Consider the following 13,613-nt stretch of genomic DNA (forward strand, 5'->3'; position numbering starts at 1 on the left):
TGAAATCTTCTCCAACAACATATGTTAAGACTCAATTCGTTAAGGTTGATAATGGTGATGTGCAAATTTCACTTAATAGTAGCAGCTATGCTACGGGTGAGGTAAGAGATAGTCAGTTGGTTTTTGTCGATGGTACCAAAAATTCTGCCTCTGCTTCATGGAATTCGCAGCAAACTTTTTTAATGAATGGTACTGTTGATTGGCCTTCAGATGGAAATAATAAATCTTACAATGCGGCCGTGACAAATTATAGCGGAACGTTTAAAACGTTTGATGGCACATATGTCACTGTAAATAATCTTAACGATTTAATAAATTACAATGATTGGCTAGTGAAAAAATTAAAAGAGGGTTATACCTTCAATTATGATGATTATTTTAACGCTGCGTATAAGAATACAGTAGAAACCTATAACTATTCCTTATATCCTGCGGGTTATGATAGTACCTCTCTTGGTGATGCCGATGGTGCTTTTATATATGCTACTGGAGACAATGCCAAAGCAGTCGTTTCTAAGTCTGGTTATATTAAGATCAGCTCTGGATCTCTTTTGACATTCAAATATCTCATGGCGGATAATAATGCTTATATAAAAAATGATGGCGTAGTCATTGGATCAGGTAGGCTGGTCGATTTACACACAGGTGCCTCTTTTGAAAATAATGGTACATTGTCATTAGGGGGCGAAGATTTACAGTCGCATTCTAACGGAATTTTTGCTAGCTATCCAGTCTATGTCCATGGTTCTGGCACGAGTTTTATTAATAATGGTCTCTATAGTATTAATGCTCGTAGTGGATACGATTCAAAATCGGCTAATGGCGTGGTTTATGGCGCTCACTTCACTTCAGGGGCAAATGGAACTAATAATGGCAGGATTGTTAGTGGATATTGGAATACGAATAAATCAAAAGAAGTTTCTGGCGCGGTTGTCAGTGTTCTCGTAGATAATAATGGCTCATTCATTAATGATTTTGGCGGTATTATTGCATTAGGAATCAACGAGGATGGTATAACTCCTGATTATTTGGGCGCAGAAAGTGCGGCAGTTCGTGCGATATCTGGTGGGAGCGCAACTAACAACGGACTGATAACGCTTAGTTCATCATCTAATGGTGCTTATGGCTTTATGGCTGATGACACCAATATTCAGATGATCAATAACGGTATAATCGATGTCAACACAGACGGAGATGGTGGGAAATTTATCCCAGACCAGAGTATTGGTATATTCGCTAAAAATAAAGCATCCGGGACTATTGATAACAGGGGTATCATCAACCTTAATGGGGCTAATAACGTCGGGATTAAAGCCAAGGAGGGAGGTCAGGCTTCTTCCTCTGGAACCATCAATGTAAATAAAAGTTCAGGCCAGAGTGCCCTGCCAAACTACGGTGTTTGGGTAGAGGGTGCTGGTTCACAGGTGAATGTTGCCGGAAAGGTAAACCTTAATGGTGATGGTGCGATCGGTGTGCACGCACGTAATGCAGGAACGATAAGTTTGACGGGTAATGCCTCTGTTAATTTCTCCTCCGGCAAAAATCAAATTGGTTATTTTGTTTACGGCGCAGGCTCACAAATCATCAACAGTAGCAGCAGCGTGCAGGATGTGACGTCGGATAACTCGACCCTGATGCGTCTAGATGGCGGAGCCACCTTTACCGGAAGCGCTACCCAAGGATCCCGGATGATTGCTTCAGGTCAGGATTCGGTGATTCTAACGGCGACGGGTAAAGGCACTTCGGTTAGTACCGGTGCCTTGGCCCTGGACATCGCCGGGAAGGGGGCGACTGGTGTGCTTGTTGAAGGCGGAGCTACTGGTGTTATTGATGCCGGCACAAATCTTCTCTTGAATAACGCCAGCGCCATCGCGGCAATCGCTGACGGAGACGGGCACGATATTAGCGGTAAATTTACCAGCAATGAAACCAGTACAAAACTGGACTCCTCAGCGAACCTGTCCTCAACTGAAGATCAGGTGACTGGCTATATTGCCCGTAACGGAGCCACTCTCGAAAATTCTGGAAATATTAATTTTTCTGGTAAAAACACGACAGGATTGCAAATCCTCGATGGTTCCACGGGGACCAACAGCGGCAGTATTACCGTTCAGGATGGGGGGAAAGGACTGGTTGCCAGTTCAGCCAACCAAAGCACGACAATTAATAATACAGGCAACCTTACCCTTAAAGGCGGTAGCGATGTTAACCGCACCACGGGTATTCAGGCCTCTGGCAACGCCGTTACTGTCAATATGACCGCTGGTACCATCAGGCTCGAAGGCCAGGGGGCTATCGGCGTGGAAGTTACCGACGGTGCCTCTGTGAACCTGGCAGGTACCGCGTTGCCTGTGTTTGCGGACTCGACGAGCGGCGTCAGTAATCAGATCGCATTCCTGATTTCTGGTGCGGGCTCCACGCTTAATGCCCAGACGACTGCCGTTATGGATGCTAACGGAAAGGGTTCCACGCTGTTCAGAATTGAGAAAGGTGCCTCTCAGCAGGGTGTACTGTCTTACAACGTATCCGGTGAAGATGGTCGTGGGATCTGGGCTACAGGTTCTGGCACGCTGGTGAACGCCGCTGCAGGCAGTCATCTGTCCATTCAGGGGACTGGTGCACAAGGGGTGTTTGCTGCCGGTGGTGCCAGCGCAACATTGTCACAGGGTGTGACTGCGGATCTCACCGGTTCCGGGGCTGTGGTCGGTGTTGTTGACGGAAATGAGTACGATCTTGCTGGCACTGTTACCAAAACCAATACTGGCACGATCCTCACGAACGAGGCCGATATTACCTCCGGGCTTGCCGGTGCGACGGCATTTATCTCGCAGAACCAGGGCATGCTGGTCAACAAAGGCAATATCGATCTGACCACCGGCACCGGCAATACCGGAATAAAGGTTATCAGCGGACAGTTCGATAATCAGGCCAGTGATATTACCGTCAGCGGCGTCGCTGTGGATGTTGAAGGGGCAAACTCAACCGTGCTCAGCACCGGGGGACGCATTATCGCGACTGACGGTGTGGCTGCTATCCGCCTGAGTCAGGGAGCCTCCCTTGATTTAGTGGGGAGCGGAATGGGCGTGGTTGAAGGTCAGGGCACGGCGCACGGCGTGTTGCTCGATACCGGTGCCGCAGGGCTTATCGTCAACGGCGCGCGAATTGATGTGAACGCCGTGGGTGCCAGCGGAAACGGAATTGAAAACCGGGCAGAGATTGCCGGTATCCAGCTCAACAACACCACCATCAATGTGCAGGACGGTAAAGGCGTTCGGACATCAGCCACGCTGGCGCAGCAGAACAGCGGCACGATTAACGTAGCAGGAAACGGTACGGGTCTCGCGTTCATGGCTGCGGACGGCGGTATTACCGGTAATAACCTGGATTTATCCAACTCTTCTGGCCTGACCATTAATCTCTTTGGTAAAGGTGGGACCGGCATTCAGGCCAACACGGCAGACGGCGCGACGGTAAAAACTGCTGTCAGCGTGAACGTGACAGAAGCAGACGGCGGTTCCGCACTGGTGGTGAATAATCACGCGAACCGGGTTGAACAGACCGGTGTTCTGCACTCTGCATCCACCACTACGGCTGTGGTGGATGCCGCGAAGGTCGGCACGTTTATCAATACCGGCGCTATCATCGCGGCCACAGACTCCTCGCTGGCTATGGCCTTTGATAACGGTGTCGATACCGTCATGCGCAATGGATCCGGGGGCGTTATCCAGGGGGTTATTGCGCTCAATAACGGCAATAACAGCCTCTATCTCGATGACGCCAGTACGCTGACCGGTACCGCCACTCTGGGGAACGGAAACAACCGCGTCACCCTGACCGGTACGGCCCGGGCGGACAGCGTAATTGCCGGTAGCGGTGACAACATCTTTACGGTGAAAGGCAGAGGAGCCGTCTTTAATCTCCTCGACGGGGGCACAGGCAGCAACGACACGCTGGTGTTCGATGCCGCCGTGCACCATCTGACCAGTGCGTCAACGCTTCAGAATTTTGAGCGTGTGGCCCTCAAAAATAACTCGCTCCTGACCCTCGAGGAAGCGCTAGTGCTGACCGACGGGGGGCTCGGGGCCGGTGCGGTTGACATCGAACGTGGCAGCGAGCTGGCGGTGAAGCCTTCTGTCTCGGGAGATTTCACTTTTGACCCGACGCTTACCGGTCAGGGCCTGGTATCGGTAAGCCTCGATTCCTCGCAGTCTGATTTTGCTTTCACCGGCAATACAGGAAGTGATTTCGCGGGCACCCTGAAACTGGGCACCAGTCATTTCCAGCTGGAAGGCGATAACACGTCTTCACTGACGCAGGCCTCCCTGGTTACCGGGAATGAAAGTGTGGTCACGGTCGGTGCGGGTGAGCAGCAACTCGGCGGCCTGTCCTTTGACGGGGGTACCGTTCAGTTCGGGGCCGTTATGCCAGGCGATATCATCGCGGACAATCACATCATCACTTCTGCCGATGGCACGCTTGATATCGGTGGTAAGGGCACTGTACAGGTCACGCTGGGTGGGGGAGTGATTAACCATGTTCCTGCCAGCCTCAGTAAAAAATCGCTGATGGAGCAGGATGACGCCACCACGCTGGTCCAGCTTGCCGGGGCAGAAGGCGCGGTAAAAGGAACGGGTGGTCAGCTTAATCTGGTAGATGAAAACGGCAACGTTATCAGTGACGTGCAGCACCTGGACATCGTTCAGGACGGCAACAGCGTCGCGAAGGGGACCTGGGATTACCAGATGGTGAGCAGTTCCGACGGTATCACCAGCGACGGGCTGTATATCGCCTACGGTCTGAAAGAAGTCGAGCTGATGGGAACGGGCGACAATGCCCTGACGCTTGCGGTTGGGCCGGATGCTCAGGGGCTACAGACCGATCTGCGCGTGAAGGTGACCGGCAGTGGCGATCTGGCGATCGATACCGGCAGCGCGCAAACCGTGAGCCTGTCGAATGGCGGTAATGATTACACAGGTGCCACCAGTGTGATCAGTGGAACGCTGCGTCTTGATGCCGACAACACTCTGGGGCTGACTTCGGCTGTGAATGTCGCGGCTGGATCTGTGCTGGATATAAACGGTTCACGCCAGACAGCGGGTGCGCTGAATACAGAGGCTGGCAGTCAGGTCATGCTTGACGCAGGCAGTCATTTGACGCTCACCCACGCGCAGCGTGAGGCTGGCATGAATGATGCGGGATCCATCGCCGGTAACACACTTATTGGGGCGGGTGAGCTGGAGGTGCTGTCCGGTGAACTTTATGTCGATGGTGCGAATACCGGCTATACCGGGGAAGTTGCCCTGAACGGCGGCGCAAACGCCATGCTTAACGATGTGGCGGGCCTGGGTAACAGTGGAACGGTCACGATGACGTCAGCAAACGACACGCTGACGCTGAACGATGGTGTCTCTGGTGCGCTGGCGAAAACGCTGGCAGGAAACGGGGGTGTCGTACTTAAGGACGGTGCAGATATCACCCTGGCAGCGGATAACAGCGGATTCTCGGGCCTCTTTACGGTGGACAGTGGCGCGACACTTACTGCGCAGGGGCCTGAGCAGACCGGTAAGGCCGATATTGAGAACCACGGTAGCCTGGTGCTGAACAATGTGGCCGCCTGGACGGTAGAAAACCACATCACCGGTACAGGGGATCTGGTGAAAAATGGCCGGGGTAACGTGACGCTGACGCAGTCCGCCGCGCAGTACACCGGTAATACAGACGTTAATCTCGGCATACTCACTCTGGGTGATGTGGACAATGCAGTTTCGCTGGCTTCATCCGCTGTAAACGTGGCTCGTGGCGCTGTCTTTGGGGGATACGGCAGTACGGCAGGCGATGTTATCAACCAGGGCACGTTTGTGCTGGGAGAGTATGGCGTCGTGGAGGCAACCCCACTGCAGTACGCTGTAGGCGGTAATCTGACCAACGCCAGTTCGGTGTTGATCGGCCAGTCGGGAGCCAGGGCCGGTAACACGCTCCAGGTGAGCGGTGACTATGTTGGCAACAACGGCACTATCCACTTTAACACCGTGTTGGGTGATGACCGTTCGGCAACCGATCGGATGGTGATTGGTGGTTCTACCAGCGGCAATACTACTGTCAGCGTTACAAATGCGGGCGGAAGTGGCGCTGCCACCCTTAACGGGATTGAGCTGATTACGGTAGGCGGTAAATCCGAGGGGGAATTTACTCAGTCCGGACGTATTGTGGCCGGGGCTTACGATTACCGTCTGACGCGTGGACAGGGCAGCAATAGCGGGAACTGGTATCTGGTGAGCCGGGATACCACCCCGGTCGATCCGGTAATCCCGGATCCAGAGCCAGGAACAGGCCCGGATACAGGTTCAGGAACGGATACGGACACGGGCACCCAGCCTAAGCCGGACTGGATCCGTCCTGAAGCGAGTCTGTACGGGGTGAATATGGCTGCTGCGAATACGCTGTTCACACACCGACTCCACGATCGTCTGGGGGAGACCCACTATGTAGACGCTCTCACCGGAGAGAAAAAGGTCACCAGTATGTGGCTGCGTAACGTCGGTGGACACACCCGCTCGAAAGACAGCAGCGGACAGATGAACACCCAGTCAAACCGGTATGTGATGCAGATGGGCGGTGACATTGCGCAATGGAGTAGCGACAGTGAAAACCGCTATCACCTGGGCGTGATGGCGGGCTATGCAAACCAGAAGAGCAACGCGCGTAACCACCTCAACGGTAATAAGGCTGATAGCAGTATTAACGGGTACAGCCTGGGCATTTATGGCACCTGGCTGCAGGAGAGCGAGGCGAAAACCGGAGCATGGGTGGATACCTGGCTGTTGTACAACTGGTTCGACAATACCGTCAGTGGAAAATCTGCTGGCAGTGAAAGCTACAAATCAAAAGGGTTCACTGCATCGGTGGAAGGGGGATACACCTGGAAACTGGGCGATCGTGATGAGCGCACGGCCTACTACATCCAGCCAAAAGCGCAGGCTATCTGGATGGGGGTGAAGGCTGATGATCTGACGGAAAGCAATGGTACCCGGGTCACCGGTGAAGGGGACGGCAATATTCAGACCCGCCTGGGCGCTCGTGCCTTTATTAAAGGACACAGCACACTGGATGACGGAAAAGAACGAACCTTCGAGCCGTTTATTGAAGCTAACTGGATCCATAACACTGAGACGTTCGGTGCAACCCTTAACGGCGTACGGGTGAATCAGGCTGGTACCCGTAACATTGGCGAGCTGAAGGTTGGAGTGGACGGCCAGCTGAGCCGCAATGTCAACCTGTGGGGCAATGTGGCGCAACAGGTGGGTGACGATGGTTATAGCGACAGCAGCGCCATGCTGGGCCTGAAAGTGAGCTTCTAATTAAAAACCGGGCGGGCTTCGTGAAAAGCCTGCCCTCTAAGACCGTATTCGAGGGAAGAGGTAAATAAATGAGCCAGACAACCCGTCAGTTTTTTACGTTTTATATGATCATTATGGCACTGTCTGTGGTGCTGCTGGGAGGATGTGATATGAAGAAAAAAGGAAATGATGTTGCTTATGTAGACCTGGCAGCGGTCTTGTCAATGTCAGGACTCGCGCAGCAGGAAAAGGAGCGCATGGATTTGGTTGTAGATGCGCTGAAAAAGGCCGAAACCGAAGCCGGAAAACTTTATGAAAAAATGGACAAAGACCAAAGAGAAAAAGCGCGCCAGGCCGATCAAATTATGCTTCGTCGCGTGCTGGCTGAAGCAGGGCAGTCTGCCAGAAACAGCATTTTGGCGGAGGCCCGCCAGGCGATAGAGAAGGTCAGACAACAGGAAGGGCTGCGTATCGTGATGGACGGTTCGCTGATCCTCGCCTCGGCAGACGATACCAATTTAACGGTTAATGTCACAGAAGCGCTTAAAGATGTTAAAGCAGACTTTGGCCCTCTGCCTTCCATCTCTGTCACCAGTCCGAAGCCTGAACCTGCTGAAGCGGCTAAAGAGAATAAGGACGTCATAAGTCCTAAAAATAAAACCTCAAAATAATTCAGGAAGAGGCAGTCTTGAAAGGACTGCCTTACAGTCATTAAACAGGGATTTGAGATGGTGATATTATTTATTGGAGCCGATAATTTTTGGGCAGAAGGTGTTAGGCATATTTTAGAGGAAACGTATTCAGAAAGTGTGAAGCTTGTATCAATTCACAATGCGTGTGATTCAGTCAATCATAATGCGCTTTTTTACAGAAGATACGACTTTGTATTTATTGATATGATGAGTTATGTACCAGCACTCTATGGGAACTTATACAACATTTTAAAAAACGCTAAAGAAAAAATTGTTTTCATTCAGCCTTCAAACTCAACCGGTGTCAATATTCATAGTACTCTGGTATCAAAATCCATAACGATATCCAGGTACATGGCGATTGAATTGTTGAAGGTTAAACTGATGTCTCCCTGTGTTTGTAAGGAAAATGATTTAATACCACATAATCATTACCAGTCAAGCTTTAAACGCTCGAAAGCTATTATGAATGCTTTCGAACTTGAAGTTATTAGATCCATTTCCGCTGGAGCGAGCGTGAAAGATGTCGCTATACGAATGAATAAAAGTGATAAGACAATTTATCAACTACTATCAAGGATAAAAATGAGGATGGGAATAAAAAGCAAGCATGAGTTCCTGTATTTCTTGTCATCATTTGGTTCATGAGGCTATGACCATGTCAAAAATTAAGTATTCAACACCGTTTAAAACAGCCTTATTTATTACTGTTATGCTATTAAACGGGTGTGATGCAAACGAAAAGAAGCAGAGTGTTGGTTATGTCGATATGAAGGTAGTTCTGACACAGTCAGGATTGTCCCTTCAAGAAAAAGCCTATCTGGATAACGTTGCCAGCGTGCTTAAAGAAGCAAATGACGAGGCGCATAAATTGTATGAAAAAATTGATACGGATAAATTAAACGAGTTGCGTGAATTGGATCAACTGCTTTTGCAAAAATCATTACGAATGGCACGCTATTCTGCAAGAAACCTCCTCTATACAAAGACAATAGAGACGGCAAAAAATATATGCGATAAAAATGGGTTGAAAATAATACATTATGGTCCTCTGATACTTACTTCTGGCGACTATATAGATGTAACAGATCAGGTCATTGATGCCCTTAAAGGCTCTCAGGTTGATTTTGGACATATTCCAAAATTACAAATAATATTACCTGAAGATAAAGGAGAGGGTGGTAAGTTTATGACGGGAGTTATAAACTTAAGTAAATTGTCTAATGGCAACCCCAGGTCTTTAGTCATTGTAAACGGGTTCTTAGGGACTTCCTTTATTGGATTTGCAGCATGACTCGCAAGCGGCCTTCCTCAGGGAGCAGATAATCACTATTCCCCTGCACCGGCTTCAGAGGAAGGTCGTGTCTGCTCGCTCACGACAGGCTTAAATTTCAGCGCTATAGCAATCAAAAGCACGACTCCCGCGCTCATCACCAGCCATGCGCTGGTCAGTGAAACAGCGCTGTCGCTAACGATCCCCGCAATTAACGGCATTAGCGCGGCGATCATATATCCTCCTCCCTGAACTTTAGAAAGTAACTTCCCGGCCTGCGCGGGCGTTCGCGCATGATCGAACGTGACGATAAGCGACAGCGGGAAGAGGGCGCCGATACCGATGCCAAGCAGCAAGGTTGATAAGACCGGCGTGGTGCCCGACGCAAAGACCAGACACAGTAATCCCGCCAGCAGCAGTAACAGTACAGTTATCAGCGGAACACGGCGGTCGGGGAATTTACCGATCAGCGCGGAGACGGCAAACCCGGCGGCCACCTCGGTTAAGGTCAGCCAGGCCAGCATATAGCCGCTGCTGCGTGCGGACCATCCTGCCTGAATATAGAGCGGGGGCAGCCAGGCTAAGACCAGCGTGTAGGCACCCGTCCCCACGCCAAAAAAGAGCAGAAGGAGTCCAGTCCGGGAGGAAGAGAGCGTAACGGATTCATGTGCTGTTTGTTCCCCTTCAGACTGTTTAACCAGGGGTAACCACAGCATCAGTGCCAGCAGCGCGAGCACGCCTGCCATAGCCAGCGCGTGCTTCAGCGAGAGCCATGAAAACAGCGGCTCGGCGCTGGCGGCGGCGACTGCCGCACCGGCCATAATGCCCGTGCTGAATAGCGACATGATCGTGCTGGCCGTTTGCGTATACGCCTTTTTTATCAGGGCAGGCATTAACGCCTGGATCGTGCCGATGCTGGCCCCACCCAGTAACGCGGTACCCATCAAACCCGTCAGCGAGGTGCTAAAACCGCGTAATGAACAGGCTACCAGCAAGATGAACAGCCCGAGCATAATTCCCCTGACGGCACCGATCCTGGCTAAAAGCCAGGGGCCACACAGGGCAGCCAGTCCCATCATCGCCACCGGCAGGGTAGTCAGCAGGCTGAATTGCGTCGCGTTCAGCCCCGCTTCGCGCTGCAGCACGGAGAAAAGAGGGCCGACCGAGGCCAGAATGGGGCGCAGGTTCAGCCCGACGATAAAAGCGATAACGGCGAAGAGTAATGGTGATGTACGTTTCAACATGGCATCCTTTTCGGTTGTGAATGGCCCAGGCAAATTGCCGCGAGCATTTATCTTAACGTTAAGATAAAATCTGTTTTTGTGTAAGATGTACCGCACAACTCGATAAATTCCCACGCTATCCGGGGTGAAGATGAAAGACCATGTAGACTTCGTTGTTGGCCAGTGGAGCAGCGCCATGCCTGAGCTGGACGCCTCGTCGATGAAAATTTTTGGCCGAATGCTCAGGCTGATGAAGCACCTGGGAAAAGAACGCGCGCAGGCCATGGCGCCGTTTGGCTTTCGCGAGGGCGAGTTTGACGTCCTCGCCACGCTGCGTCGCGCCGGGGAGCCGTACTGCCTTTCGCCCACGCAGCTGTATACATCCCTGTTGATCACCTCAGGGGCGATGACGAACCGGCTCAACCATCTTGAACAACAAGGCCTTATCAGGCGGATTGCCGATCCTGATGACAAGCGCAGCACGCTCGTCAGCCTGACGCCGCACGGGCAGGCTCGTATCGAACAGGCGCTGCTCGTGCACACGGAAACGCAGAATGCGCTGCTGAGAAACCTCTCTGAGGCGCAACGCGCGCAGCTTGAGTCTCTGCTCAGAGGGCTGCTGCTGACGTTTCCGGCTGAGGAATGGGGTGAAAGGTCACCGAGTGCCGATAATACAAAAACTGTATGATTACACCTTCCAAAAAGGGAATGTATGTCTTTACCGCCACTGTATGCGCTGCGCGCGTTCGAAGTTGCCGCACGGCTGAACTCGTTCAGCAAAGCGGCTGAAGTCCTGAATATCACGCCGGGGGCGGTCAGCAGGCATGTCCGCACGCTTGAGATGTGGTTCGACTGCGAGCTGTTTAAACGGCAGGGACCGAGAGTGGAGGTCAGCGACGCCGGGCGTATTCTGGCCGGGCAGCTTAGCGAAAGTTTCTCGAATATTGAGTGGGCCTGTCGCGCATTCAAAAGTGAAAACCATCTTCTGCGCCTCAAAGCCCCCAGCACCCTGACGATGCGATGGCTCCTCAATGTGCTTAAATCCTTTCGCGAGAACCACGCGAAGCCGAAAATCGAAATTGCCAGCGTCTGGATGGACTTCGACACCGTTGACTTCAGCCGCGAGCCCTACGATTGTGCGATCCTCCTCGGTAACGGCTATTTCGGCGAATCAACGGAGAGCAGGCTGCTGTTCAGCGAGTGGCTTATTCCGGTTTGTACGCCGTCTTTGCTGGAGCCTGCCCGGCATCAGCTTCCTGAGTGCGATCTTATTCATCCGTCACCGGACCGACGGGACTGGAAGCGCTGGCTGAAAAGGACGGGCTTATTCCCCGGCCTCGACATGAGCGGTGGGATCGTGTTCGACACCCTGGAGCAGGGAAGCCTTGCGGCCATGCACGGACACGGCGTGGCGATGGCCGATCTCCGGCTCACGCTCGACGCGCTGAAAAGCGGCCTGCTCGCGCTGCCCTTCCGGGAGGCGATAGCAACAGGGGACGGTTACTATCTTGTCTGGCCGAAAAATTCGCTCAGAGGACAGAGTATTGAACGGTTGCTGGCCTGGCTTAACCTTAATGCGCCAGTGGTGCCTTCTTTGGATATTGTCTGTCTTGATTTCAATGAAAAGCGGATTTAATAAATAGCGGAATATTAACAGGGAGATATTCCGCATAGTGTACGTATTTATGCGTAGGGAATATTTGCCATCTTTTTATATCTTTCCGGCAGGGCGCTGTTCAGGTTGAGTAATTTATCCAGTATATAAAGCGTGGGCGTTCCCTTTGCGCGTTCAGCTTCGATTAGCGCAGAACGTAACAGATTGGTAGCCGATGTCATTTCACGGAAGTACTTCTCAGATTCAGGCGTCTGAACTTCGCCTGAAGCGGCGTAGCGCACCCTTGGCCAGTCCGCGAAGTCAAGAAGCGGAAGGAGCCCATCTTCTTTGGGCAAATGTGCTGAGAGCAACTCTTCGGCGTTACCCGGATTGCTTTGGGCGAAAGACAGAAGATGCAGTCGATGAATAAAGGGCGAAAGAACCTCAGCGCTATCGTTTTCTGATGAAAGAAAAGTTATTAGCGCATGAATATTTTCACCCGCGATGTTTTTTTCAGGTGAGATCATTTTCATTAGATGAAATAAAACATCGAGTGTCATACGTACTCCATATGCATGCAGGTGTATTTATTATTTGAGTTTTGCTCTCTGTTCCAGGTCAGGAATAGACCGGGAATGAAGGGATGGTATTTCAATGTGATTACGTTTGAAAAACGAGAAATAGTGGGAATCAATGTGAGTTTTACTCAACATAGGTTTTATTATTCAATGAGATTCTCCAGATGTGATGATTAACTTACAATGAACAGCAGAATATCTATCCGACAAGCGTCTACAGAGGCGAGCAAACATGAGATTAGAGAGTGCGTCAGTTTTAGAAGAACTCCGGACCAGGCTAAGACCCGCATCGGTCGCGCAGGTCGGTGGGTTCCGGCCGCCTGAAGATCCCATTACGTCATGGTTTCTGAAGGGCGTTTCTCGTGCAGATGAAGGATTACCCACCTGGAAGGGCAAACCAATGTTTCCACTTCTTCAGATCAGGGTCGACGAGCTTCCTGTTATTCCTGACCAGTTGAAGGGCATAGCCCTTCTGGTGTTGTTTCACAATCTGGAACAACATCCCTTTGACGAACCGCACGGTGAAGGATGGTTAATTCGCGAGTATGCCAGCCTTGAAGGGCTTCAGCCATTGCCTGAATTGCACACGCCGTATCGGCCGTTTCCAGTTCAATGGCAGAGTGTCATTGACGATGCTCCTGGATGGGAGGATGCCTGGGATATTATTGATCTCTCTTGCGTAAATGATGATGAGCAGGCCAGTGATAGTTTTTTTGAAGATTTCAACCGTTACAGGGGAACCAAGGTAGGGGGATTTCCGACTGAGATACAACACGGTGTGGGAATCGAAGAGTTTGTTTTTCAGGTTGGGTCTGAAGAAAAAGTAAGCTGGATGTGGGCGGATAACGGTATCGGTTACTTTCACCGGTCATCAGAAGGGGAATGGCGGTTTACATGTCAGTTCTACTGATGAGCT

General features: G+C 51.4%; 8 protein-coding genes and 2 pseudogenes. 8 read left to right on the top strand and 2 right to left on the bottom strand.

Going from position 1 to position 13,613, the window contains the following annotated elements; genetic code table 11:
- Positions 1-2,732: 2,732 nt before the first annotated feature.
- The 5 genes and pseudogenes from APT89_RS24825 to APT89_RS16640 all read left to right on the top strand — a co-directional run.
- Positions 2,733-5,162, top strand: a pseudogene (locus APT89_RS24825) (autotransporter outer membrane beta-barrel domain-containing protein); the annotation flags it as partial.
- 765 nt (positions 5,163-5,927) lie between these two features.
- Positions 5,928-7,358: pseudogene (locus APT89_RS24830) on the top strand (autotransporter outer membrane beta-barrel domain-containing protein); the annotation flags it as partial.
- Between the two features lie 68 nt (positions 7,359-7,426).
- Positions 7,427-8,008: a hypothetical protein gene (locus APT89_RS16630; protein ID WP_048956397.1), complete on the top strand. Its 582-nt coding sequence runs from the start codon at positions 7,427-7,429 to the stop codon at positions 8,006-8,008.
- 57 nt (positions 8,009-8,065) lie between these two features.
- Positions 8,066-8,677, top strand: a complete 612-nt coding sequence (locus tag APT89_RS16635) for a helix-turn-helix transcriptional regulator (RefSeq protein WP_047365269.1) — start codon at positions 8,066-8,068, stop codon at positions 8,675-8,677.
- Between the two features lie 10 nt (positions 8,678-8,687).
- The gene (locus APT89_RS16640; protein WP_131701752.1) at positions 8,688-9,323 is read left to right on the top strand and encodes an OmpH family outer membrane protein; all 636 of its coding nucleotides are present in this window, start codon (positions 8,688-8,690) and stop codon (positions 9,321-9,323) included.
- 35 nt (positions 9,324-9,358) lie between these two features.
- Here the strand turns inward: APT89_RS16640 and APT89_RS16645 are convergent, their stop codons facing one another.
- Positions 9,359-10,546 carry an MFS transporter gene (locus APT89_RS16645; protein ID WP_047365265.1) on the bottom strand — a complete coding sequence of 396 codons (1,188 nt, stop codon included), beginning with the start codon at positions 10,544-10,546 and terminating at the stop codon, positions 9,359-9,361.
- A gap of 130 nt (positions 10,547-10,676) precedes the next feature.
- Between APT89_RS16645 and APT89_RS16650 the strand changes: the two genes are divergently transcribed.
- Both APT89_RS16650 and APT89_RS16655 read left to right on the top strand, forming a co-directional pair.
- A complete protein-coding gene (locus APT89_RS16650; RefSeq protein ID WP_047365263.1) occupies positions 10,677-11,213 on the top strand; it encodes a MarR family winged helix-turn-helix transcriptional regulator in 537 nt (178 codons plus the stop codon).
- Positions 11,214-11,237: 24 nt separating this feature from the next.
- Entirely contained in the window at positions 11,238-12,161 is a 924-nt protein-coding gene (locus tag APT89_RS16655) for a LysR substrate-binding domain-containing protein (protein ID WP_041910158.1), read from the top strand.
- A gap of 47 nt (positions 12,162-12,208) precedes the next feature.
- Here APT89_RS16655 and APT89_RS16660 read toward each other — a convergent pair whose 3' ends face one another.
- Complete coding sequence (locus APT89_RS16660; RefSeq protein WP_041910156.1) at positions 12,209-12,679, bottom strand: hypothetical protein; 471 nt, start codon at positions 12,677-12,679, stop codon at positions 12,209-12,211.
- 250 nt (positions 12,680-12,929) lie between these two features.
- Between APT89_RS16660 and APT89_RS16665 the strand changes: the two genes are divergently transcribed.
- On the top strand, positions 12,930-13,607 hold the full coding sequence (locus tag APT89_RS16665) for a DUF1963 domain-containing protein (protein ID WP_052954168.1): 678 nt from the start codon (positions 12,930-12,932) through the stop codon (positions 13,605-13,607).
- Positions 13,608-13,613 lie beyond the last annotated feature (6 nt).

It is taken from the genome of Enterobacter sp. 50588862, assembly GCF_001462935.1.
Taxonomy (GTDB): Bacteria; Pseudomonadota; Gammaproteobacteria; order Enterobacterales; family Enterobacteriaceae; genus Enterobacter; species Enterobacter bugandensis.

Bases quoted from the DNA above. Each gene is read 5' to 3' on its own strand.
- APT89_RS16630 (WP_048956397.1), top strand. From the start codon at position 7,427: ATGAGCCAGACAACCCGTCAGTTTTTTACGTTTTATATGATCATTATG.
- APT89_RS16635 (WP_047365269.1), top strand. From the start codon at position 8,066: ATGGTGATATTATTTATTGGAGCCGATAATTTTTGGGCAGAAGGTGTT.
- APT89_RS16640 (WP_131701752.1), top strand. From the start codon at position 8,688: ATGTCAAAAATTAAGTATTCAACACCGTTTAAAACAGCCTTATTTATT.
- APT89_RS16645 (WP_047365265.1), bottom strand. From the start codon at position 10,546: ATGTTGAAACGTACATCACCATTACTCTTCGCCGTTATCGCTTTTATC.
- APT89_RS16650 (WP_047365263.1), top strand. From the start codon at position 10,677: ATGAAAGACCATGTAGACTTCGTTGTTGGCCAGTGGAGCAGCGCCATG.
- APT89_RS16655 (WP_041910158.1), top strand. From the start codon at position 11,238: ATGTCTTTACCGCCACTGTATGCGCTGCGCGCGTTCGAAGTTGCCGCA.
- APT89_RS16660 (WP_041910156.1), bottom strand. From the start codon at position 12,679: ATGACACTCGATGTTTTATTTCATCTAATGAAAATGATCTCACCTGAA.
- APT89_RS16665 (WP_052954168.1), top strand. From the start codon at position 12,930: ATGAGATTAGAGAGTGCGTCAGTTTTAGAAGAACTCCGGACCAGGCTA.